This is a genomic window from Streptomyces dysideae (assembly GCF_001514305.1).
Taxonomy (GTDB): Bacteria; Actinomycetota; Actinomycetes; order Streptomycetales; family Streptomycetaceae; genus Streptomyces; species Streptomyces dysideae.
The window spans coordinates 218,762-241,354 of record NZ_KQ949085.1; the positions used below are offsets into that span (position 1 = coordinate 218,762).

The 22,593-nt window shown below is 70.4% G+C and carries 25 protein-coding genes; 10 read left to right on the plus strand and 15 right to left on the minus strand.

Going from position 1 to position 22,593, the window contains the following annotated elements; genetic code table 11:
* Window positions 1-5: 5 nt before the first annotated feature.
* Window positions 6-359: an ArsR/SmtB family transcription factor gene (locus AQJ91_RS19770; protein WP_067023127.1), complete on the plus strand. Its 354-nt coding sequence runs from the start codon at window positions 6-8 to the stop codon at window positions 357-359.
* Here AQJ91_RS19770 and AQJ91_RS19775 read toward each other — a convergent pair.
* The gene (locus AQJ91_RS19775) at window positions 279-1,667 is read right to left on the minus strand and encodes a nucleobase:cation symporter-2 family protein (RefSeq protein ID WP_067023130.1); all 1,389 of its coding nucleotides are present in this window, start codon (window positions 1,665-1,667) and stop codon (window positions 279-281) included. The two genes, AQJ91_RS19770 and AQJ91_RS19775, sit on opposite strands and share 81 nt — an antisense overlap.
* 76 nt (window positions 1,668-1,743) lie before the next feature.
* Entirely contained in the window at window positions 1,744-3,087 is a 1,344-nt protein-coding gene (locus AQJ91_RS19780; RefSeq protein ID WP_067023133.1) for an FAD-dependent oxidoreductase, read from the minus strand.
* Window positions 3,088-3,297: 210 nt separating this feature from the next.
* Between AQJ91_RS19780 and AQJ91_RS19785 the strand changes: the two genes are divergently transcribed.
* Window positions 3,298-3,762, plus strand: a complete 465-nt coding sequence (locus tag AQJ91_RS19785) for a DUF6214 family protein (RefSeq protein WP_067023257.1) — start codon at window positions 3,298-3,300, stop codon at window positions 3,760-3,762.
* Window positions 3,763-3,795: 33 nt separating this feature from the next.
* Here AQJ91_RS19785 and AQJ91_RS19790 read toward each other — a convergent pair whose 3' ends face one another.
* Complete coding sequence (locus AQJ91_RS19790; protein ID WP_067023260.1) at window positions 3,796-4,479, minus strand: DUF305 domain-containing protein; 684 nt, start codon at window positions 4,477-4,479, stop codon at window positions 3,796-3,798.
* Between the two features lie 63 nt (window positions 4,480-4,542).
* On the opposite strand from AQJ91_RS19790, the gene AQJ91_RS19795 reads away from it, so the two are divergent.
* Entirely contained in the window at window positions 4,543-6,060 is a 1,518-nt protein-coding gene (locus AQJ91_RS19795) for an LVIVD repeat-containing protein (RefSeq protein ID WP_067023136.1), read from the plus strand.
* Here the strand turns inward: AQJ91_RS19795 and AQJ91_RS19800 are convergent.
* The 5 genes from AQJ91_RS19800 to AQJ91_RS19820 form a co-directional block, all read right to left on the minus strand.
* Complete coding sequence (locus tag AQJ91_RS19800; RefSeq protein ID WP_067023139.1) at window positions 6,033-6,710, minus strand: TetR/AcrR family transcriptional regulator; 678 nt, start codon at window positions 6,708-6,710, stop codon at window positions 6,033-6,035. The genes AQJ91_RS19795 and AQJ91_RS19800 overlap by 28 nt on opposite strands.
* 150 nt (window positions 6,711-6,860) lie before the next feature.
* Window positions 6,861-7,571: an HAD family hydrolase gene (locus AQJ91_RS19805; RefSeq protein ID WP_067023142.1), complete on the minus strand. Its 711-nt coding sequence runs from the start codon at window positions 7,569-7,571 to the stop codon at window positions 6,861-6,863.
* A 51-nt stretch (window positions 7,572-7,622) separates the two neighbouring features.
* On the minus strand, window positions 7,623-8,300 hold the full coding sequence (locus AQJ91_RS19810) for a phosphatase PAP2 family protein (protein WP_067023145.1): 678 nt from the start codon (window positions 8,298-8,300) through the stop codon (window positions 7,623-7,625).
* 67 nt (window positions 8,301-8,367) lie between these two features.
* Window positions 8,368-9,303, minus strand: coding sequence for a M56 family metallopeptidase (locus tag AQJ91_RS19815; RefSeq protein WP_067023148.1), 936 nt, complete (start codon window positions 9,301-9,303; stop codon window positions 8,368-8,370).
* A gap of 87 nt (window positions 9,304-9,390) precedes the next feature.
* Window positions 9,391-9,927 (minus strand): DUF5134 domain-containing protein, encoded by a 537-nt coding sequence (locus AQJ91_RS19820; protein WP_067023151.1) that lies wholly within the window; start codon window positions 9,925-9,927, stop codon window positions 9,391-9,393.
* Window positions 9,928-10,173: 246 nt separating this feature from the next.
* Between AQJ91_RS19820 and AQJ91_RS19825 the strand changes: the two genes are divergently transcribed.
* Entirely contained in the window at window positions 10,174-12,753 is a 2,580-nt protein-coding gene (locus AQJ91_RS19825; RefSeq protein WP_067023154.1) for a carbohydrate-binding protein, read from the plus strand.
* On the opposite strand, the gene AQJ91_RS58265 is transcribed toward AQJ91_RS19825, so the two are convergent.
* From AQJ91_RS58265 to AQJ91_RS19835, 3 genes are all read right to left on the minus strand, one after another.
* Complete coding sequence (locus tag AQJ91_RS58265) at window positions 12,750-12,887, minus strand: hypothetical protein (RefSeq protein ID WP_407696877.1); 138 nt, start codon at window positions 12,885-12,887, stop codon at window positions 12,750-12,752. The two genes, AQJ91_RS19825 and AQJ91_RS58265, sit on opposite strands and share 4 nt — an antisense overlap.
* A 110-nt stretch (window positions 12,888-12,997) precedes the next feature.
* On the minus strand, window positions 12,998-13,762 hold the full coding sequence (locus AQJ91_RS19830) for a VOC family protein (RefSeq protein WP_067023157.1): 765 nt from the start codon (window positions 13,760-13,762) through the stop codon (window positions 12,998-13,000).
* Between the two features lie 353 nt (window positions 13,763-14,115).
* Complete coding sequence (locus AQJ91_RS19835) at window positions 14,116-14,508, minus strand: VOC family protein (protein WP_067023160.1); 393 nt, start codon at window positions 14,506-14,508, stop codon at window positions 14,116-14,118.
* 71 nt (window positions 14,509-14,579) lie between these two features.
* Between AQJ91_RS19835 and AQJ91_RS19840 the strand changes: the two genes are divergently transcribed.
* Window positions 14,580-15,122, plus strand: a complete 543-nt coding sequence (locus AQJ91_RS19840) for a GNAT family N-acetyltransferase (protein ID WP_067023163.1) — start codon at window positions 14,580-14,582, stop codon at window positions 15,120-15,122.
* A gap of 3 nt (window positions 15,123-15,125) precedes the next feature.
* Here the strand turns inward: AQJ91_RS19840 and AQJ91_RS19845 are convergent, their stop codons facing one another.
* Window positions 15,126-15,809: a glycerophosphodiester phosphodiesterase gene (locus AQJ91_RS19845; RefSeq protein ID WP_067023167.1), complete on the minus strand. Its 684-nt coding sequence runs from the start codon at window positions 15,807-15,809 to the stop codon at window positions 15,126-15,128.
* Window positions 15,810-16,163: 354 nt separating this feature from the next.
* On the opposite strand from AQJ91_RS19845, the gene AQJ91_RS19850 reads away from it, so the two are divergent.
* The 3 genes from AQJ91_RS19850 to AQJ91_RS19860 are packed head-to-tail and all read left to right on the plus strand — an operon-like array spanning window position 16,164 to window position 19,416.
* Window positions 16,164-17,561, plus strand: a complete 1,398-nt coding sequence (locus AQJ91_RS19850; RefSeq protein WP_067023170.1) for a DUF6421 family protein — start codon at window positions 16,164-16,166, stop codon at window positions 17,559-17,561.
* Between the two features lie 38 nt (window positions 17,562-17,599).
* The gene (locus AQJ91_RS19855) at window positions 17,600-18,349 is read left to right on the plus strand and encodes an SDR family NAD(P)-dependent oxidoreductase (RefSeq protein WP_067023173.1); all 750 of its coding nucleotides are present in this window, start codon (window positions 17,600-17,602) and stop codon (window positions 18,347-18,349) included.
* The gene (locus AQJ91_RS19860) at window positions 18,346-19,416 is read left to right on the plus strand and encodes a threonine aldolase family protein (RefSeq protein WP_067023176.1); all 1,071 of its coding nucleotides are present in this window, start codon (window positions 18,346-18,348) and stop codon (window positions 19,414-19,416) included. The genes AQJ91_RS19855 and AQJ91_RS19860 overlap by 4 nt, the downstream gene beginning before the upstream one ends.
* Before the next feature lie 107 nt (window positions 19,417-19,523).
* On the opposite strand, the gene AQJ91_RS19865 is transcribed toward AQJ91_RS19860, so the two are convergent.
* From AQJ91_RS19865 to AQJ91_RS19875, 3 genes are all read right to left on the minus strand, one after another.
* Window positions 19,524-19,727, minus strand: coding sequence for a hypothetical protein (locus AQJ91_RS19865; protein WP_067023179.1), 204 nt, complete (start codon window positions 19,725-19,727; stop codon window positions 19,524-19,526).
* 107 nt (window positions 19,728-19,834) lie between these two features.
* Window positions 19,835-20,563: a lysophospholipid acyltransferase family protein gene (locus tag AQJ91_RS19870; protein ID WP_067023182.1), complete on the minus strand. Its 729-nt coding sequence runs from the start codon at window positions 20,561-20,563 to the stop codon at window positions 19,835-19,837.
* 187 nt (window positions 20,564-20,750) lie between these two features.
* Entirely contained in the window at window positions 20,751-21,167 is a 417-nt protein-coding gene (locus AQJ91_RS19875) for a DUF4395 domain-containing protein (protein ID WP_067023185.1), read from the minus strand.
* Between the two features lie 75 nt (window positions 21,168-21,242).
* Here AQJ91_RS19875 and AQJ91_RS19880 point away from each other — a divergent pair, with 75 nt between their 5' ends.
* Window positions 21,243-21,656: a TlpA family protein disulfide reductase gene (locus AQJ91_RS19880; RefSeq protein ID WP_067023263.1), complete on the plus strand. Its 414-nt coding sequence runs from the start codon at window positions 21,243-21,245 to the stop codon at window positions 21,654-21,656.
* A gap of 208 nt (window positions 21,657-21,864) precedes the next feature.
* On the plus strand, window positions 21,865-22,374 hold the full coding sequence (locus AQJ91_RS19885; protein WP_067023188.1) for a flavin reductase family protein: 510 nt from the start codon (window positions 21,865-21,867) through the stop codon (window positions 22,372-22,374).
* Window positions 22,375-22,593 lie beyond the last annotated feature (219 nt).

Here is a 22,593-nt window from a genome sequence, read left to right on the forward strand (position 1 = left end):
CCGCCGTGACCAGCCCCGCTGTCAGCAGCCGTGACCTCCCGCACCCGGCGCGCGAGGAGATCCGGCTGGAGGGCGTGCTGCACGCCCTCTCCGACCCGATGCGGCTGCGGATCGTGCGAGAGCTCGCCGCGGTCAGCGACGAGCTCTCCTGTTCGCACTTCGACCTGCCCGTCACCAAGTCCACCACCACGCACCACTTCCGGGTGCTGCGCGAGAGCGGGGTGATCCGGCAGATCTACCGCGGCACGGCCAAGATGAACGGCCTGCGCAGGGACGACCTAGACGGCCTCTTCCCGGGACTTCTCGACGCCCTTCTCGATGCCGCCGCCCGCCAGGCCGTCCGCCTCGGCAGCACCTGAACCGGCCTTCCCCGGAAGGTGGTTGAAGAGCAGGTTCAGCGCGATCGCCGTCAGGCAGCCCGCGCTGATGCCGCTGTTCATCACCGTCTGGAACCAGTCCGGGAACTTCTCGTAGACCGTCGGCACCCCGACCGGCAGCACGCCCATGGCCACCGAGACGGCCACCACCGTCAGGTTGTTGTTGCCCGTGAAGTCCACTTCGGCGAGGGTCCGCAGACCGCTCGCGGCGACCGTCCCGAACATCACCAGGCCCGCACCGCCCAGCACCGGCGCCGGTATCGCGGCGACCACCGCGCCCAGCTTGGGCAGCAGACCCAGCAGCACGAGAATGCCGCCCGCGGTGGCGACCACCCAGCGGCTGCGCACCCGCGTCATGCCGACGAGGCCCACGTTCTGGGCGTACGCCGTGTACGGGAAGGTGTTGAACACGCCGCCGAGCACGGTCGACAGACCGTCGGCGCGCAGGCCGTCCGAGAGTGAGCGCGGCGAGACCTTGCGGCCGGTCATCTCACCGACCGCGATGAAGTCCCCGGTCGTCTCGGTCATGCACACCAGCGCCACCACCAGCATCGACACGATCGCCGAGAACTCGAAGGTGGGCGCCCCGAAGTGGAACGGCGTACTGATCCCGACCCAGTCGGCGTTCCCGACCCCGCGGAAGTCCGTGAACCCGAACGGAACCGCCACCGCGAGCCCTACCGCTATGCCGATCAGCACCGCGATCCGGCTCAGGAACACCGGCGCGAACCGCTGCACGCCCAGCACCACCGCGAGCACGAAGGCGGCCAGGGCGAGGTTCTTCGGTTCACCGAAGTCCGCCGAACCGACGCCGCCCGCCGCCCAGTTGCCCGCGACCGGCAGCAGTGAGAGGCCGATGATCAGGATCACGGTGCCGGTGACGAGGGGTGGGAAGAAGCGGAGCAGCTTCCCGAACACCGGTGCCAGCAGCATGATCGCGAGCCCTGCGACGATCACCGAGCCGTAGATCGCGGGCAGTCCGCCGCCGGTCGTGCCGATGAGCACCATCGGTGACACGGCGGCGAAGGTGCATCCCTGCATGATCGGCAGTCGGACGCCGAAGCGCCAGAAGCCGACGCACTGGATGAGGGTCGCGATGCCGCATATCAGGAGGTCGGCGGTGATCAGGTACGCCAGGTCCGCGGGCGGGAGTTTCATCGCGCCCCCGACGATCAGGGGGACGGCGACGGCGCCGGCGTACATCGCGAGTACGTGTTGGAGGCCGAAGGCGGCGAGGTGGCGGGCGGGTGGGACTTCGTCGACGGGGTGTACGGGGGTGGTTTGGGCCATGTCCGAGACCGTAGGCGGGTTGAACAGTTTGTTGATTTCGGGGGTGTTGCTGGTTCGTGTCTGCGTGCCGTTGCCCCTAAAGGGCGTTGTCGTGCGCGGCGGTCAGTAGTGACTCCCAGTCGGGGAGCTTCACCACGCCTCGGCCCAGCGACGCCCCGAGGTGTGCCTCCGCCCGCTCGATGGCGCACCAGCCCGTCCACTCGACCGGCTCGACACCCTCGGCCCGAAGCTCGGCGAGCGGTTCCCCGGGTACGTCCTTTCGTACGAGCACGGAGGCGTCCTCGAGCAGTGATGTCACCGTTTCCTTGGCGCAGGGGCGGTTGGTGCCGATGACGCCTGTGGGGCCCCGCTTGATCCAGCCGGCCACGTACTCGCCCGGCGTGATGACGCCCTCGCGCAGTACGCGGCCGGCGAGATGGGGCACGGTGCCGGTCGTCGCGTCGAACGGCAGGCCCTCCAGGGGTACGCCGCGATAGCCCACCGAGCGCAGCACCAACTGCGCCTCGATGTCCTCGTATTGGCCGGTGCCCGTCACCCCGCCGTGTTCATCGGGTGCCGTCCGCTCGAAGCGCACCGCGCCCACGTGCCCTTCGTCGGCGAGCAGTTCGACGGGGCGCAGGAAGAAGCGCAGCCGGATGTGGTGGCGGGCGTCCCGGGGCGGGGTCTCGGCCCAGCCGCGCACTACGTCCACGTTGCGGCGCTGCGGTGCGGGCAGCCCGGCGGGATCGAGGTACGCCGGGTCCATCGTCGACTCCGCCGGATCCACCGTCACCTCGGTGTCCGGCAGCGTGTCCAGCTCGCGCAGCTCCTTCGTGGTGAACCGGGCCTGTGAGGGGCCGCGCCGGCCCACCATGCTGATGTCGCTCACCCGGCTCGCGCCCAGCGCGGTGAGCGCCGCCTGCGGCATGTCGGTGGAGCTCAGTTCCGCCGTGCCCCGCGCCAGCATTCGCGTCACGTCCACCGCGACGTTCCCGACGCCGATGACCACCGCCGAGCGCGCCCCCCGCACGAAACCGTCGTCGAGGGCATCCGGATGCGCGCTGTACCAGGACACGAACTCGGTCGCCGACCAGCTGCCCGGCAGATCCTCGCCGGGGATACCCAGCCGCCGGTCGGTGGCGGCGCCCACGCAGTACACCACCGCGTGGTACAGCTCCCGCAGCCGGGCCGTCGGTACCCCGCCCGGGCCTACCTGGACGCCGCCGAGGAACCGCACCCGCTCGTGCTCCAGCACCGTCCGCAGATTGTTCTGGAGGGACTTGATCTTCTCGTGGTCCGGCGCCACCCCGTACCGCACCAGGCCGTACGGGCACGGCAGGCGGTCCAGGACGTCGACGAGCGTCCCGGAGTCCTGCTGGACGAGGCTCTGGGCGGTGTAGCACCCGCTAGGCCCGGAGCCGACGACGGCGACATGCAGCACGGCGGAACTCCTTACCCGAGAGATCCCTGGGGATTCAGGGGAGATCGCTGATGCCTCCAGCATCGCACCGCCGGTGCTCCGCTGACAGGGTGCAGGCGGAGCGCACGCATGCGTGTCCGTTCTCATCGGGTGTGATCATGCGGTTACGTTGCGTGTGTGCTGGAAGCATCCTTTCTTAATCTTTCTGATCGTTGTCCGATGGACGGCAGTGTGTCCGTGTGGCCCGCGTGGGAAGTGCGGGAGGGCGAGGGCGCGACCTCTTGGTTCCATGTCCGGCTGGCGTTCACGGACGGTGCCCGGGTCGACGCGCTCGCCGTGGCGGCGGACGGCTGTGTCTCCATCGAGGACGTCAGGGCGCAGCCCGCGCTGTCCCTCGACGATCTGGCGGTGCTCGCCGACTGGATCGAGGAGCCGCTGTCCGAGGCGTGCGGGCCGGAGTCCGGGCCGTACGGCGCGGAGGAGGCCGTCGGTTCGCGGCGCGCCCGGCCGGCGTGGCCGCGCGGCATCGAGGGGCGGTGGCTCGTCGCCCAGGAGTACCGCGAGGCCCAGGAGGAGGGCGTCGACCCCGTTCTCGCGGTGATGTGCGCGACGGGGCACAGCCGTCGCAGGTCGCTCCGGCTGATCGCGCAGGCGCGGGACGCGGGATTTCTGACGCCACGTCATGCCCGGCTCTGAACAAGGCCGTTACGAGCAAGGTCGTGACGACGCCTACGTCATGTCGCGCATCCGGGAGATCTCGCTCGTCTGCTGGGCGACCACGTCGTCGGCCATCTCCTCGACCTGGATGTTGTTGCCCTGCGCCTTCACGTCCGTGGCCATGGTGATCGCCCCTTCGTGATGGGTGATCATCAGGGAGAGGAAGAGCAGGTCGAACGCCTTCCCCTGCGCTTCGCGCAGCTTGTCGAGCTGTGCCTCGGCCGCCATCCCGGGCATCGTGGTGTGCTCGTGTCCGCTGCCCTTCTCCTCTTCGCCGTGGGTCTTCAACCAGCCCTTCATCGCCGTGATTTCGGGCCCCTGAGCAGCGGCGATCCGCTCGGCGAGACGCTTCACCTGTGTCGACCCGGCGCGATCCGGGACGAGTTCGGTCATCTCCAGGGCCTGGGCGTGGTGCACGATCATCATGCGCGCGTAGGCGACGTCCGCCGAGTTGGGGGAGTCGTCCTCGGCACGCTGCTCGGCGGCGTCCTGAGCGGACAGGGTCCGGTTGGCTTCGCCCGGCTTGCCCGGTGCGATCACCGAAGGCCCGGTCGCCGCCGCGGACTTGGGGCCGGAACCGGAGTCGCAGCCCCCGAGCCCGAGCACCGCCAGGACGGCCAGCGAGGCCGCGGTGAAGGGCGCCCGGCGCAGGAGCGTCCTCGTTACATGTTCATTGCCCCCTGTTGATATGTGCATGCCGACGACGATACTCGGGCGTGCGTGCACCGTTCCAGAGCGAACGGCACAAGGGAGGAAGCAGTGATCCTGTTGAAGAATCCCCGGACCAGACGCAGACGGCTGGGAGTTGCGGCGGCCGCCGCCGGACTCGTGGCCGCGCTCTTCACGGCCCAGCCGGCCATCGCGACCCCCGACCCCGGGGACGCGCCGGCCGCGCAGAAGGAGGTCTCCGAGAAGACTCAGGCCGAGGTGCGCGAAGCCGTGGCGGACGGTGAGATACCCGGCCAGGACGAGATCGTCCACTCCGCCAACATCCAGCACCTCACCAACATCCCCAAGGACTTACTTCCCGGCACCAATTCCGACCTCGCCTTCCAGGGCAAGTACGCCTACGCCGGCAACTACGACGGCTTCCGCATCTTCGACATCAGCAACCCGAAGGCCCCGAAGACGGTCGCCCAGGTCCTCTGCCCCGGCTCGCAGAACGACATCTCCGTCTCCGGCAACCTGCTGTTCCTGTCCACCGACTCCTCGCGCAGCGACAGCAGTTGCAACAGCACCACGCAGCCCGCGACCGAGAAGTCGTCGTGGGAGGGCATGAAGGTCTTCGACATCAGCGACAAGACGAACCCGAAGTACGTCGCCGCCGTCGAGACCGCCTGCGGCTCGCACACCCACACGCTGGTGCCCGAGCGCAGGAACGTCTACATCTACGTCTCCTCGTACTCGCCCAACGCGACCTACCCGGACTGCCGGCCGCCGCACGACGGCATCTCCGTCATCAAGGTGCCGCGCAGTGCCCCGGAGAAGGCGGCCGTGGTGGGCTTCCCCGTCCTGTTCCCCGGTGAGGGGCCGGACGGCGGCGGCAACCCGGGCTCGCCCACCAACCCCGGCGTGTCCAGGACCACCGGCTGCCACGACATCACGGTGCTGCCCTCGAAGGACCTGGCCGCGGGCGCCTGCATGGGCGACGGCATCCTGTTCTCCATCGCGGACCCCGAGCACCCGAAGGTCATCGACCAGGTCCAGGACAACGTCAACTTCGCGTTCTGGCACTCGGCGACCTTCAACCAGAAGGCCAACAAGGTCGTGTTCACCGACGAGTTGGGCGGCGGCGGCGCGGCCACCTGCAACGCGGAGATCGGCCCGAACCGCGGTGCCGACGGCATCTACGACATTGTCGGCAAGGGCGACAGCCGCAAGCTCGTCTTCCGCAGCTACTACAAGATCCCCCGCCACCAGGCGGCCACCGAGAACTGCGTGGCCCACAACGGCTCGATCATCCCGGTCAAGGGCAAGGACCTCATGGTCCAGGCCTGGTACCAGGGCGGCGTCTCCGTCTGGGACTTCACCGACTCGGCGCGACCGAAGGAGATCGCCTACTTCGAGCGCGGCCCGCTGACCACCGACGCGATCCGGACCGGCGGCTCCTGGTCGGCGTACTACTACAACGGCTACATCTACTCGAACGACATGGCCAAGGGCTTCGATGTCCTGAAGATAAACGACCGGCGCACGGACCCGGCACGATGGGTCCGCCTGAGTGAGCTCAACGTCCAGACGCAGCCGGACTACTTCGGCTGGCCGTCCGGGCGGTAGCCGGTCGCGAAGAACCGCGACAGATCGGTGTCGCACGTCCCGCCGGAGCCGGTGTCGGCGTCCGGCGGGACCCCGAGCTCCCAGTCCAGCCGGTAGCGCTTGAACAGTTCGGCCCGCAGCACCGGCAGGGGCATCGGAACGCCGGGCACCAGCGCCGCGTAGACCGAGCCCATGAGCAGGGCGCGCAGCATCGGGTAGTCGGCGTCGACGTCCCGGGAGCCGTGGCGGACGCAGGTGTCCCGCAGCAGCTCGGCCAGCCGCCGCTGCTCCGGGCACGGCACCAGGCCCTCGCCCTGCAGGATCCCGGCCATGTGCTGCCGCATCAGCACGGGCCGGTCGCGGGCGAGCCCCAGGACCGCGTCGATGGCCCGGGCCATCCGCTCCCGGCCGTCCTCGGTGCGGGGCTCCCGCTCCAGGGCCTCCTCCAGCGTGCGGTGCATCAGCCGGTGCACGGCGGACTGCACGAGCTGGCGTTTGCCGGGAAAGTAGTACGACACCAGGCCGCGCGCCGAGCCGGCCCGGTCCGCGATGTCCCCGAGCGTCGTCGCCTCGTAGCCGTGCTCGTCGACCAACTCGAGCGCCGCCTGCAGAAGCCGTTCCCGGGAACGCCGTCGCAACTCTTCATTGACCGAGGCGCTGCGCGGGGACATGCTGTAACTCCTGCGTTGACTGGCTATCAGCCAACTATACTCAGCGCGTTCGACCAGGCTTCTGAAAGGCCTGGTCAGGGCTGCCGTCTGCCTCGGGCGACGCGGGGGATCGTCCGAGGCGGGCGAGCATTCTCAGAGGGTGGTCCGGGGCTACCGCTTCGCCCGCGCGGCCGGGTCCACCAGCTCCAGCACCGGCCGCAGCCCGTCCGGCCGCTGCGCTGCCGGCAGATGGTCCACGAAGTGCACCGCGCATCCCAGGGCCGCCGCGCCGCCGTCCGCCCGCCGGTCGTCGCCGACCATCAGGACGTCGTCCGGTTCGGCGCCGAGTGCCGTGCAGGCGGTCGCGAACAGGCGGGGGTCGGGCTTCTGGATGCCGTGCTCGTACGACAGCACGTAGGAGTCGATGTACGGGTCGAGCCCGTGTGCCCGGAACACCGGGCGCAGGTCCCAGCCGATGTTGCTGACCACGCCGACGCCGATCCCGCACTCGCGCAGGGTGCGGAGCACCTCCGGGGCGTCGGGATACGGCTCCCACGCGGCCGGTGTCATATGGCGGTCGTAGAGCAGGTCGTGCAATGCCGGGTCGGGCAGCGGCACGTGCCGGGAGAGCCCGGTGTACGCGGCCCGATGCAGCTCCGCGCTCTTGTCCCGTACTCCCCATGCTCCGGCGACGTCCTCGGGCACCCGCGCCGGCGCCGCCCCGCCGGGCAGGGCTCCCACTCTCTCCAGCGCCTCCGCCGCCTCTCCCAGCTCGGCCTCGGGCAGCGGGATTCCGGCTTCCCGGAGGGTCTCCCGCAGCCAGGACTCGGCGGACTCGATACGGAAGAGCGTGCCGGAGAAGTCGAACAGGACAGCAGTCATGGGTGGATCTTATGTCCCGGGCGGGGCAGCAGCCGGTGGACGACCGGTTCGTCACTCCCGTACCCGCCACCGCCCGGACACCGTCACCGCCAGTGCCACCAGCGTCGCGCCCAGGAGCCAGCCGCCGACCACGTCCGAGAGCCAGTGGACGCCCAGCCAGACGCGGGTCATGCCCACGCCGATCACGGAGACGGCGGCAACCAGCACCGCCGTACGCCACAGTGCGCGGCCCACGCCGTAGTGGTGCAGCAGCCGCAGGAGCAGGCCGCAGACGACCGTGGCCGTCATGGCGTGGCCGGACGGGAATGCCGCGTAGTGGGCGGAGTCGACGGGGTCGGGCCAGACGGGGCGGGGGCGGTTCACCGCTGCCTTGAGGCCCTGCTGGAGGAGGGTGCCCACGGTGGTGGCGACCGCCAGCCACACTGCCGGCCGGCGCGCCGAGCGGCGCCACCACAGCCAGATCACCACCGCCGCGCACAGGATGCGCATCGTCCACGGGTCCCAGACCCAGTCCGTGAGGATACGGAACGCCTGCGTGACCCCGGACGCGTCGACCGCCCAGCGGTGCGTGGTGTCGGCGACGTCGCCGTCGAGCTCGATCAGCGGGTGCCATCTGACCGTGACCAGGGCGAGCAGCAGCACCGAGCACAGCCCCAGGACTCCGGTGGCACGGTGCGCGGTGCGACGGTCGGACGGTCGGGGTGGGGCGTCGACGGTCTGGGTGTGCATAGTGCGATCCTCGCCGACCAGTGGGGCGAGAGGCCAATCCCGGGACGGGACGCCGACCGAGTACCCGCTATCCCAGGGCCCGCAGCCCCGGTACGAACGCGACCAGTACCGGCACGACCGGAACCAGGGCGGCCGCCGCCGTCAGCCGCAGCCGACGGGCCGCCGTGAGCCGGTCCGGGGGCGTGAGCAGCCGGTGCACCCGGTCCGGCACCTGCGCCTGCGGGGTCGGGCAGGGGCCGAACACGCCCCGGTCCTCGTTGAGTTCGACCAGCGCGAGCGCGGTCGTGAGCCGGCCGAAGCGGCGGGACGCCATGTCGTCGGCGGCGAGTTCGACCAGCCGGTGCATCTCGTCGCGGAACGCGGCGAACACCGGCACCTGCGGAAACCCGTGGGCCAGCGCGGCCGAACAGTTCAGCAGCCAGTCGTGCCGCGCCCGGGCGTGCCCCCGCTCGTGCGCGAGTACGGCATCCAGCTGCCGCCCCTTGAGACGGCGCAGCGCGGCCGTGGTGATGACCAGCCGGGGCGCCGGACCGGTCAGCCACCAGGCGTCGGGCCGCTCGCCCTCCAGGATCACCAGCCGCTCACTGCCGGGCTGCTCACCGGGCAACTGCGGGGCGTGGACGAGGAGTTCGGCCCGCCGCAGCCGACGCCGGGTCCGCGCCCGCGCGACCTCCCGGACCAGCATCGCGGCACTCCACAGCCCGCCGCACGCGAGCGCCACCGCGGTCGACGCAGCCCACGGACCACCGACCCCGAGCGCGTACGCCTCCACCACGGCACTCGGTGCCGGGGCGAACACATGGCCGCGCACCGCCTGCCAGGCGGCCGCCGCGCTGAGCGTCATCGACAGTGCGGCGCACAGCAGGACGGCCGTGATCACGCACTGCCACATCCACAGGGCGACCACCGGTTCACGGTCCGGCCAGTCGGTCCGGGCGAGCAGCCGGGGAGCGACGACGGCGGTCAGCGCGCCGAGCAGCATCAGTGCCGCGGGGACCATCATGGGGAGCACCCTATGAGCGCGGCACCGCTCACGGGTACGGACCGCCGCGGCAAAGTGACGCAGACCACGGTGAGGTACCGGCGGCCCTCAGAGCGTCAGCAGCATCGCCACCATGGCGATCCCCATCGTCAGCCGGCAGGCCCGCGCCACCTCCGGCCGGTCGCCCCAGCCGACGCTCCCGCCACCGTCGGCGACGGGCACAAGACGCGCCCCGGACAGCAGTACGTACCCCATGAAGTACAGCAGCAGCGCCCCCGTCATCAGCGGTGTCCCGGAACCGTGCCCGTGCCCCTGACCGGGCGCGGCGGCCATCGCGACCGCCATGTAGACCATGGCCACGGCGCCCACCAGGTGATGCAGGTGGTGCGCGCTCGACCGGGCCGCCCACAGGGCGCGCAGCGCGGCCGCGCCGAACACGACCGCGTAGCCGGACAGGGCCCACGACGGCGGGGTGAACACGACGGCGGGCACGGCCATCGCCGCCATCCCGAACCCCATCAGCGCCTCGCCGCCCGCGGCCCGGCGCTGCTCCTCGACGCTGCTGCGCATCCGCAGCAGGCAGTAGGCCCCGGTCGCCGCACACAGCGCGACCAGCAGCCAGCCGGGCGAAGCCGGTCCGTGCACGCGCACCTCCCCGCTCGACGGTGTCGGACAGTCCGTCGATGCCCCGGTCACGCGGCGCCCACGCGAGCGCAAGGGTGCAAACGGGGAGCATTCGACGGAGCACGGCAGGTGAACGGCCGTCCCGTGAACTCCGGAAGTTTCGGAGCTTGATCACCCATTGACGCGGCCCGGGCACCCTTCCTACGTTCGTGCGGGCCGGTTCGGAGCACCGGACCGTGTACGACATGCCGGACGCCGGACGAAAGAGTGGATGCCGTGGCAGCCGAAGTTCCCGAGAAGCTCACCGTCGACCTCGGCACGGAGACGGGCCCCTTCCACGGCGGCGCGAGCGGCACCCTCTACGGCCTGTACGGCGACGGCGTCCCCAGCCGTGCCGTCGTCGAGGGCATGTACGTCCGCACGGTCACCACCAAGGCCCAGGACGGCGTCCAGCACCCCGGCGGCGACGCCCTGGAGATCCTGCCGTCCTTCGTCGCGGCGGGCGGCAGGGATGTCTACGTCTACCTGCCCGACTTCTACCGCGGCTTTCCCTACGAGTGGCCCGGTGCCACCGGCGCGGAACGGCTCGCCGGGTTCCAGGAGATCGTCCGGCGCCAGGTCGGACACGTCCTGACGCTGGGCGAGTTGAAGTCCCACGTCGTGTACGTGCCGTTCAACGAGCCCGAGGGCAACATGTTCGGCGACGGGGAGTGGAGCTACGACGGGGTCTCCTGGCGCTCCGACCCGAGCCACTACTTCGCGGCCTGGAAGGAGACGTACCACCTCATCAAGGGCCTCGACTCCGAAGCGCGCATCGCCGGTCCCAACACCAGCCTCCTCTACCCCGAGGTCAGGGGCTTCCTGGAGTTCGCGAAGGAGCAGGGCGTCCTGCCCGACGTGATCACCTGGCATGAGCTGTCGTCGCCCGCCGAGGTGCGCACGAGCGTCGCCAAGTACCGGGAGTGGGAGCGGGAGCTGGGCATCGGGCCGCTGCCCGTCAACCTCAACGAGTACGCGCACAACTACCACTTGTCCGTGCCGGGGCAGATGGTGCAGTGGATCGCCGCGATCGAGGAGTCCAAGGTCGACGCCGACCTGGCGTACTGGAACATCGCCGGCAACCTCAACGACTCGGCGGTCGAGGTCGGCAAGGGCAACGGCCAGTGGTGGCTGTTCAACGCCTATGGCCGGATGAGCGGCAACACGGTCCGGATCACCGCGCCGCATCCCAACGTGCAGTACACCCTCCAGGGCGTCGCCGCGCTGGACCGGGTCAAGCGGCAGGCCCGGGTGCTGTTCGGGGGCCAGGGCGGTGCGGCCGACCTCGCGTTCGAGGGGGTCGACACGGACGTCTTCGGGACGACCGCGCATCTGCGCCTGGAAGAGATCCCCTGGACGGGCCAAGTCGGCCCCTGTGACCGGCCGTTGCGCCTGCGGGACATCGAACTCGCCGTCGTGGACGGGCGGGTGACGCTACCGCTGACCGACCTCGACGCGATGTCCGCCTACCAGGTGACCGTCTCGCCCAGCGGCAACGGAGCCGTGCCCCTGCCGCCCTCGGTCGCCTGGCGGCGGACGTACGAGGCCGAGGACGCGACCTATACCGGCGGCGGTTACTCGAAGAACGGGCCCGAGGGATCCCCGTCCGCCGTCGACAGGTTCGCGACCTCCGGCGGCTACCACGTAGGCGGCCTGCGCACCGGCTCCGACGGGGTGCTCGCCTTCGACGTCGAGGTCCCGCAGGACGGCACGTACGACCTGCGCGTCTACGCCAACTCCCACAACCAGGCCGACCTGGTGCGCGACCAGGGCCCCACCAACGTCTTCCTGCGCGTGGACGGCGAGAGCCCGCGCGAGCTGCTGCTGCCCCTCGGCTACAAGTGGGCGGTCTGGGGCCACTCCGGCACGGAGCTTCGACTCGCCGCGGGGCAGCACCGGATCACGCTCGCCGCCCAGGACCCCGACCTCGGTGTCACCAAGGGCGACGCCGTCGTCGACCGGCTCGACCTCGCCCTGCGCGACGGCGACGGCCCGGCGCTGTACGACGCCGAGTACGCGGACCTGCGCGACGGCGCCCGCATCAGCCACGCCCACCTCGGCGCCTCCGGCCCCGGCACCGCCGTACTGCCCCGCGGCGGCACCGCCACCTTCTGGATCCACGCCGACGACGACGGCGAGGCGACCGTCACCGTCGACCGGCTCGGGCCCGGCGAGGGCGTGCTGGCGGTCGACGGCGAGGAGGTGGCCCGGGTCGAGGACGGCGCCGCAGCGCTCTTCCTGACCGGCGGCATCAACAAGGTCACCGTCACCGGAACGTCGGAACGCCTGGTCCTGGACCGGCTGCGCGTCGGACCGTCCCGAGGCCTGCTGCCCAGCACGGCGTACGCCGCCGAGGGCGGAGTCCTGACCGGCGCCGCGAAGGTGATCGCGTACCCCTACGCCACCGGCGGCAAGGCCGTGGACGGCATCGGCGGCGGCCCAGGGAACGGGCTCACGCTGACGGTGACGGCGGACCGCGCCGGACGTCACGCCCTGACGATCCGCTACTCCAACGGCGAGCAGGCACCCGCCACCCACTACAACCCGGACCCGGTCTGCCGCCACGCGGACATCGCCGTCAACGGCGCCGCCCCGCACCGCGTCCTGTTCCCCACCACCTTCCACTTCAACGCCTTCCGCACCCGCACCGTCCCCGTCACCCTGCGTGCGGGCGCCAACACCATCACCTTCACCGCCGACGAACTCCCCGGTTTCGACGGGGAGCCCGGGAACGGGCTCGGTCAGCGCTCCGCGTACGCGCCGGTCGTCGACCGGGTGGTGGTGACACCGCTGGCGGGGGAGCGCTAGAGGATCTCGGTGGCGGTGCGGCGGTAGGTGGAACGGCGGTCGTCGATCTCGGACCAGCGGTCGCCGTAGATGGTCTTCACGACGCCCGGGTCCCGGACGAAGTCGTGCGGGAAGCCGAGCGGCACCGCGCTCACCTCGTCGAGGCGGGCGACGGCCTCCGCGTCGAGCCGGACGTCGACGGAGCCGAGGTTGTCGGCGAGCTGGGACTCCTTGGTGGCTCCGACGATGGGAATGATGGTGCCGGTCAGCCTTCGCCGGCCCTGCGGTACACGCCGAACATCGCCCCCTGTGGATCCCGCAGCACCGCGATCCGCCGCCCCTCGGGCACGGAGACGGGCTCCATCAGAATGGTGCCGCCCGCCTCGGTCGCCTGGGCCGCGGAGGTGTCCACGTCCGCCACGGCGAAGTACGGCAGCCAGTGGGCCGGCACCTCGTGCGGAAACTTGTCGTCCATCCTCACCATGCCGCCGAAGTCGGCGCCGTCGATGCCCCACTGCGTGTAGTGCGCCGAGGTGTTGACGGTCCAGCCGAACACGGTCGTGTAGAAGGCCTTCGCCTCCTCCGGGGCACGGGTCAGCAGCTCCACCCACCCCAGCGAACCAGGGACGTTGAGCAGGCCCGCGCCCTCGAACCCCTGGGCCTGCCACAGATGAAAGCCGGCACCCTGCGGGTCGGTGACGGACGCGAAGCGGCCCATGCCCGGGACGTCCCCGGGCGCGAACACCGCGGAGCCGCCCGCCGACTTCACCTTCTCCACGGCGGCGTCGACGTCCGCCACGGCGAACGACACGAACCAGGTCACGGGCTGCGACGCGTCGTCCAACGGCACGAGCCCGGCGACCGGGGCGTCCGCCAGGCTGGCGATCGTGTACCCGCCCATCTCCTCCCGGCTGTCCGTCTCCTCACGCCACCCGAACAGGGCCGAGTAGAACCGCTTGGCCGCCTCGAGATCAGGGGTACCCACCTCGGCCCAGCAGGGCCCGCCGTTCACCGGCTTGTCGAGCTTCATGGCGCTCCTTCCACAGCAAGCCCCCTCCAGCACGCTAAGCCCGCCCCCGGGTCGTGGCCATCCGGCACCCGTCTGGGGACACGGAGGCGATCCTCATCGCGCGGGTGGCCGACCTGCCGTCCTGCACGCCTCGGCTTGATCGAGGTCGACACCGCCCTGGCCGCCTCGAACGCCGCACCCGGGCCACAGGCCTCGCCGGCATCGGCAATCTGCACATCGACCTCGACCCGGCCGAGTACGGCGAGGCCCTGGAGCCCTGGCTCCTCGCCGGCGAACCGGCCGCCGACCGCACGATGCTCGACCAGCTGACCTCGGCCGGCTTCCGGGAACCGACCCGCACCGCCCCCGGTGACTCAGATCCCGGGCCGGTACCGCAGCGGATGGTCCGCGGGTACCTCCACCAGTACGATCCGCGTCCCGTCCGGATCCGCGATCCACATCTCGATCAGACCCCACGGCTCCTTCACCGGCGGCCGCACGATCTCGACGCCCTTGTCCCGCAGCTCGTCGTGCGCCGCGGACACGTCCTCGACCTGCATCCACAGCTGCACGGCCGGGGACGGCGGCGTGTCCGACCGCCCGGAGACCTCCAGGAACCCGCCGCCGAGGAAGTAGACCGTGCCGCGCTGTGATCCCGTACCGAACTCGCGGTAGACGGCGAGGCCCAGCTGCTCGCCGTAGAAGCGGCGGGAGCGTTCGGGATCGGTGGGGCGGAGGAGGGTCCGGCCGCTCAGTACGTGCACCATGCGGCGGAGCCTAATGGGCGGGTTACCCTCGTCCGTGCCCGAGCCGCGCCGAGAAGTGGAGAAGCCGCCCCATGGAGACCACCGCCGCCACCGGACTCACCTACCGCGAGGCCACCGACGCCGATGTGGACACCCTGGTCGCGCTGATCGAGTCGGCCTACCGCGGGGACTCCAGCCGGGCCGGCTGGACCACGGAGGCGGACATCCTCGAAGGGCAGCGGACCGACCCGGAGGGCGTGCTGGCGGTCATCGAGTCGCCGGACAGCCGGCTGCTGACGGTCGAGCAGGCGGGCCAGCTCGTCGCCTGCTGTCAGCTCGAACACCGCGGCGACCACGCCTACTTCGGGATGTTCGCGGTCAGCCCCGCTCTCCAGGGCGCCGGCCTCGGCAAGGTGATCATCACGGAGGCGGAGCGGCAGGCCCGCGAGACCTGGGGCGTCACCGAGATGCACATGACCGTGATCTCCGTACGGAACGACCTCATCGCCTGGTACGAGCGGCGCGGCTACCGCCGTACGGGACGGATGACTCCGTTCCCGTACGGCGACGAGCGCTTCGGTATCCCGCAGCGCACCGACCTGCAGTTCGAGCTGCTGGTCAAGCCGCTGGTGTGACGTTCATGCGGTGAAGCGTCCGGTGCGTTTGATCTCCGGGTAGTCGGTGGTCGCGCCGTCCAGCTCCAGGGCCCGTACGAGACGCAGGTGCTCCTGCGTGTTCACCACCCAGCCGATGATCCTGAGGTCGGCCTTGCGAGCCTCCTCCACGATCTCCAGGGTGAGCCGGCGGATGTTCAGGCAGACGGTCGCGGCATCCGCCTCGACGGCGCGCTCCACGATGTCGAGGCCGTAGCGGCTGGCGATCAGCGCGGTCCGTACGCCCGGCACCAGACGGGCGATCTCGGCGATCGCCTCGTCGTGGAACGAGGACACCTCGACGCGGGAGACGAGGTCACGCCCGAGCATGACCTCGGCGAGCGCCCGGGCCGCCGCGACGTCCTTGATCTCGGCCTGCAGCGGCGACCGTACGGCGTCCAGGACCTCCTCGAACACCGGGACCCGCTCCCCGAGGCCCGCGTCCAGGGCGCGCAGCTCGGCGAGGGTCTTCTCGGCGATCGGGCCGGTGCCGTCGGTCGTACGGTCCACGTCGGTGTCGTGCATGACGACGAGGGCGCCGTCCTTGCTCAGGTGCAGATCGAGTTCGATGACGTCGAGGCCGCCCTGCTGGGCGGCGACGAAGGATCGGAGGGTGTTCTCGGGTTCGAGACCCATGACACCGCGGTGACCGATGGTAAGGAAGTTCAAGGTTCAACTCGCTTCCGTCGACGGCGGCTCGGCACGCGCGCAAACCGGAGCGGACTGTTCGCGCGGCAGTCCCGCAGCCTAACGGCCATGACCCGCGATGAACCCGCACGTACAAGGGAGTTCGGGGGCGGCGACAAGGCGGACCTGGCCCGCACCGCCGGCCGTGGTCACCCGGGGGTGGGCGAGTCCTGTGGGGATTGACCTGACCGAAGTATGCGTCTCACCGTAGCCAACCGGAAAAAATTCGGTGACCAGTGGGGGTGTGCAGGATAATTTCCCGAGGTCGGGCTTGCTGAGAGAAACCACCTATGCATACGGTGTGCTTACGAGAGGTTCTCCCGTGGAGGATGGGACATGACGGAAATTCTTGTGCAGGCGGCTTCGGGGGAACGGGTTCCTCCCGCGACCAGGGTGGTGGAGCACCCGGCGTGGCCCGCGCTCAAGGATGCCGTGGAGCGGATCCGGCCGTGGCAGTCCAAGGACGGGTCGATCGACTTCGAGGCCGAGGGCGCCCCGGATCCCGCGGACGCCGAACTCGCCGTACGGCGTGTCGTCCACGCGGTCGAGGAGCTGTCGCCGCTGCTCCCGCATGACGCCGACTATCACGCGGCGCTGGTGAAGGACCTGCGGCGGTGGGCCGAGGGCGGCTTCCCGGTGCCGGACTTCCTCGACTCGCTGCTGGCCTTCCAGCCCGCCGCGAACCGCGCGGACGGCCTCCAGCACCTGGTCGTCTTCCCGATGTACACGCAGAACGGCAACCCGGACCGCAACCTCGAGGCGGTCGTGCTGCGCATGGTCTGGCCCGAGTGGCTGGCCGAGCTGGAGCGCACCCGCTACGACAACCCGCTGTTCTGCGGCATCAAGTTCGAGGACTTCACGGCCGGTTACGACACCAACTCCGCCGTCCTGTTCCCGGAGACGATCGCCGTGCGCGAGGCCCCGGAGCGGTTCAGCTGGGGCGGCATCTTCTGTGACCGCGAGGCCGCCCGCTTCCGCCGGGTGACCGCGGCCGCCGTGGACATCCTGGGCCTGGAGCTGCCCGAGGACATCACCGCGATGGTCCACGACCAGAAGCGCTGCGAGGAGGCCTTCGTGCTGTGGGACATGGTCCACGACCGCACCCACAGCCACGGTGACCTGCCCTTCGACCCGTTCATGATCAAGCAGCGCCAGCCGTTCTGGATGTACGGCCTCGAAGAGCTGCGCTGCGACCTCACCGCCTTCAAGGAGGCCGGGAAGCTGGAGGCGGACGGCGTCCCGCAGGCCCGTGACGTGCAGTACGCCGTGCTGTTCGACCGTATGTTCCGCTTCCCGGTCACCGGCGAGCGGGTCCGCAACTACGACGGCCTCGGCGGCCAGCTCCTCTTCGCCTACCTGCACCAGCACGACGTCGTCCGCTGGACCGACAACAAGCTGTTCATCGACTGGCAGCGCGCCCCGCAGGTCACCAACGAGCTGTGCGCCGAGATCGAGAAGCTGTACCGCGACGGCATCGACCGCCCCAAGCTCGTCCACTGGTTCGCCGGGTACGAGCTGGTCTCCACCTACCTCGCCCCGCACCCGGGCTCCCGCTGGGCCAAGGGTCCGGACGCCCTGGATCTGACCCAGCCACCGAGAAAGCTCGTCGATGACGTGCTTCCGGACGAGTTTCCGCTGAGCATGTTCTATGAGGCACTCTCCAAGAAGCTGAAGAACGTGATCGCCGCCACCCGGGGCATCACGGCGGAGAACGCCGAACGGGTCGCCGCGTGAGCGACCGCGAACAGAACACTGCTCAGGAGGCGAGGACCATGGCGGGGAACGGAGCTCTCAGCGGTGCGGTGATCGCGGTGGCCGGCGCGGGCGGACCCGCCGGTCGGGCGACACTGCTCAGGCTCGCCGAGGCGGGCGCGACCGTCGTCGCCGCCGACAACGACCCCGAGCGGCTCGCGGAGGCCGTCGACGCGGCCCGCTACGCGTCCGGCGGTGCCACTGTCACCGGTGAGACCGTCGACCTGCTCGAACTGCAGTCCACCCACGACTGGGCCACCCACATCGAGAAGGACTTCGGCCACGTCGACGGGCTCGTCCACCTGGTCGGCGGCTGGCGCGGTAGCGAGACCTTCACCAAGACCAGCCTCGACGACTGGGACTTCCTGGAGCTGTTGCTCATCCGCACCGTGCAGCACACCACCCTCGCCTTCCACGAGGCCCTCCAGCGCAGCGACCGCGGCCGCTACGTCCTGATCAGTGCCGCGGGCGCGAGCAAGCCCACCGCGGGCAACGCCGCCTACGCCGCCGCCAAGGCCGCCGCCGAGGCGTGGACGCTGGCCATGGCCGACTTCTTCCGCAAGGCCGGGGGCGCCGACGGCCCCAGGTCCGCCGCTGCCATCCTGGTGGTGAAGGCGTTGGTGCACGACGCGATGCGCGCCGAGCGACCCAACGCGAAGTTCGCGGGCTTCACGGACGTCACGGACCTCGCCGAGTCGATCGCCGGGATCTGGGAGAAGCCCGCCGCCGAAGTGAACGGAAAACGTCTGTGGCTGACCGACAAGCCGTGAACCACCCGAAGACCGACGCACGGCGCCATCACGACCCGGAGGTCCGCGGCTTCGCCAGCGACAACTACGCCGGGGCCCACCCGGAGGTGCTCGCCGCCCTGGCCCTGGCCAACGGCGGGCACCAGGTCGCGTACGGCGAGGACGCGTACACCGAGAACCTGCAGCGGATCATCCGCAGCCACTTCGGTGCCACCGCCGAGGCGTTCCCCGTCTTCAACGGCACCGGCGCGAACGTCGTCGCACTCCAGGCCGTCACCGACCGCTGGGGCGCGGTGATCTGCGCGGAGAGCGCGCACATCAACGTCGACGAGGGCGGCGCCCCCGAGCGTATGGGCGGCCTCAAGCTGCTCACCGTGCCCGCGCCCGACGGCAAGCTCACCCCCGAGCTGATCGACCGGCAGGCGTACGGCTGGGAGGACGAGCACCGGGCGATGCCGCAGGTCGTCTCGATCACCCAGAGCACCGAGCTCGGCACCCTCTACACGCCCGACGAGATCCGTGCCATCTGCGACCACGCCCACGCGCACGGCATGAAGGTGCACCTCGACGGTTCCCGCATAGCCAACGCGGCGGCCGCCCTGAACGTGCCCATGCGGACGTTCACCAACGCCGTCGGCGTCGACATCCTCTCCCTGGGCGGCACCAAGAACGGCGCCCTGTTCAGCGAGGCGGTCGTCGTCATCAACCAGGACGCCGTCCGCCGGATGAAGCACCTGCGCAAGCTGTCCATGCAGCTCGCCTCCAAGATGCGCTTCGTGTCGGTGCAGCTGGAGGCCCTGCTCGCCAGGGACCTGTGGCTGCGCAACGCCCGCCACTCCAACGAGATGGCGCAGCGGCTGGCCGAGGGCGTCCGCGCCGTGCACGGCGTCGAGATCCTCTACCCGGTGCAGGCCAACGCGGTCTTCGCCCGGCTCCCGCACGACGTGAGCGAGCGCCTGCAGAAGCGCTTCCGCTTCTACTTCTGGGACGAGGCGGCGGGCGATGTGCGCTGGATGTGCGCGTTCGACACCACCGAGGAGGACGTGGACGCGTTCGTGGCGGCGCTGAAGGAGGAGATGGCGCGCTAGCACGTCATGCATAGATATGCGGTCACCCGAAAATGTATTGACTCTCGGGTGATCGCATTCCTATGCTCTGCGGCCATGGAGCTGATCCAGGAAACCCCCGACCGGCCCTACCTCTGGAAGGCGCTCCCCACCGAACTCTGACGCCGCCGCGAGGACGGTGCATGGCGGGCGTTCATGTCCAGCATCAGCGAGGTGCACACCTGGTCGCCCTTGTGGCGCAGGGTGCAGCCGTAGTCGTCCGGGCACTCGTGCGTCGCCGGCTCGCCCTCGGTGAAGTGGTCGCCGGGGCGCGAGTTCGCGTACCGCGTCACCGGGCAGGGCCCCGTCGCAGGCCGTGCGGGCCAGTCACCAGTCCTGCGCGTACGGCTCCGCGATCCAGCCGCCGATGCCTGGCCCTGCCGCGCGATGATCGCGGGCGTCAGCGGGCGTCGGCCTCGCGGACCTGCTCCGGGGTCGGTGCCGTGCCGCCGAGGTGGGCCGGCATCCACCAGGTGTCGTTCGCGTCCTTGGGGCGCACCGGATACGCGCGCTGCGCGGCCTCCAGGAGCTCCTGGACGCGCTCACGCACCTGGCGGGTGATCGCGCCCGCGTACTTGTCCTTGGACGCCTCGATCGCCTCGCCGACCCGGATGGTGATCGGGGTGTGACTGCGCCTGAAGTTGCGCGGGTGGCCCTTGGTCCACAGCCGCTGCGTGCCCCATACCGCCATCGGGATCAGCGGGACGCCCGCCTCCTGGGCCAGCCGGGCGGCACCCGACTTGAAGCTCTTCAGCGTGAACGACTGCGAGATCGTGGCCTCCGGGAACACCCCGACGATCTCACCGGACTTCAGCGACTCCAGCGCGTGCTGGTAAGCGGCCTCGCCCTGCATCCGGTCCACCGGGATGTGCTTCATCCCGCGCATCAGCGGACCCGAGATCCGGTGCCGGAACACGGACTCCTTGGCCATGAAGCGAACAAGACGTTTCTGCGGGAGCGCGGCCAGCCCGTTGAAGACGAAGTCCAGATAGCTGATGTGGTTGCTCACCAGCACGGCACCGCCCGAGCGCGGGATGTTCTCCGACCCCTTGCAGTCGATCTTGAGGTCCCACGCCTTGAACAACGCCTGAGCGAAACCAACGACGGGACGGTAGACAAGCTCTGCCATGGACGGGGTCGGCCCTTCCTTCTCTGCCAGGCAAGGGATCTCCCGGCGCGAAGTTACGCAGCCGTAGGTTTACGGCATCTCGCAGATCGTGCCCCAAGAACGCCCGGGGAGCCAGCCCAAGTGCCGACCAAGGGCGAGATCCTCGTCACGTCGCCCCTTTGATCCACCTCGGGCTTTTAATCCGCCTTTACTCTGTGCGTACCGTCACCCGCCGCACGACCAGGTACAACTCGCAGCCCAGGCAGTACCCGAAAGCGGCGTTCAGAAAAGCGGCCGCGAGCGCGGCTCCGGTGGCGGCCAGACCCAGCCACTGCGGACCCAGCGCGTACCCGACGAGCCCGACGCCGGCGAAGACCAGCCCCACCGCCTGCGCGAACCGCGGCGGTTCCGGCGCCTCGAACTCGGTCGGCGGCCCCAGCCGGGGCCGTACAACCTTCCGGAACAGCCAGCCGTACGGCGCACGCGTCACCCCGCCCGCCGCGCCCAGCGCGAACGCCAGCGTCTGCCAGGCCAGCAGCCACGCGCTCCCGGTGACCAGCACGACCGCCAGCACGACGGTCGTCACGGCCGCCCCGAAGCGCGGCCCCCTCACATCAATGTCCATGAATCAAGCATTCCGCAGCGGAAAGGCTCTGGGGAGTCGGGAATCTTTGCAGTCTGATGAATGGTTGTGCGGGTGATGACCGGACTGGTGGTGTGCGTGGCGGTGCTCGCGGCGGCGAGCGCCTACGGAGTGCTGCAGCGGCGGCGGAGCGGGAGAGTACGGGTGCGCCGGCGGGACGACGGAAAGCGGCTCGGGGCGGCCGAACTGGGCGTCGAACTCGGCGAGCGGGCCACCCTCGTGCAGTTCTCCAGCGCGTTCTGCGCGCCCTGCCGGGCCACCCGGCGCGTGCTCGGCGAGGTCGCCGGCCTGGTCCCGGGCGTGACCCACGTCGAGATCGACGCCGAGGACCACCTGGACCTAGTACGCCGGCTCGACATCCTCAAGACACCGACCGTGCTGGTCCTCGACGCCGACGGCCGTGTCGTACGGCGCGCCACCGGACAGCCGCGCAAGGCGGATGTGATCGCCGCGCTGGGGGAGGCGGTGTGAGGAGTCGCACGACGACAGTGAGTCATCTCCCACATCCCGGAACGTACTTGACTGTGCGCACCACCTATCGTCAACCTGACTGTATGCCTCAGGAACTCCTTCTCTACGGGCGGGCCCACGTCGATCTGGCCCGCACCGCGAGCGCCTGCTGTCCGGGCTGTTGAGCAGCCACGGACCAGCACGCCCCCGCCTCCAGAAGGACAACTCCATGACGGCCACGCCCGACCTCGGCACCCCTCAGCTCGCCTCTCCGGACCTCCTGCGCTCCGTCTTCCGGCGGCACGCGGCGGGCGTCGCCGTGATCACCGCCCAGGGCGACCGGGGTCCGGTCGGCTTCACCGCCACCTCCCTCAGTTCTGTCTCCGCCGAGCCGCCGATGCTCTCCTTCGGCATAGGCACCGGCTCCTCCAGCTGGCCCACGATCGCCGGAGCCGGCCACATCGGCGTGCACATACTCGGCGAGCACCAACAGGAGCTGGCCGCCACCTTCGCCCGCAGCGGCGCCGACCGCTTCGGCCCGCCCACCGTCTGGCGCGAAGGGCCCGAAGGTGTCCCCGTCCTCGACGACGTCCTGGCCTGGATGGTCTGCCGCGTCGCCGGCCGCGTCCCCGCCGGCGACCACCGCATCGTGCTGGCCGAGGTGGTCCTCGGCGACCCCGCGGGCCCCGGCCGGCCGCTGCTGTACCACGAGGGCCGGTTCAACGGCCTGCGTGACTGAACCGGCCTTCCGCAGTTCTGCGAACCCGTCGAGTTCCGATTACGCTGCGTTGCAAAGGTCACAGTTCAAAGCGCTTGCTTAGCGGGCATGAACTGGGTGTACTGACGAGTAATATTTCGTTCGGAGCGCGGGTCGCCCCGAACGGGAACGGCCGCTTGGGGCGCCTATGCTGCCTGGAAGAGGCAGCAGAAAAATGACGATGCAGTAGGAGAGCCGGCG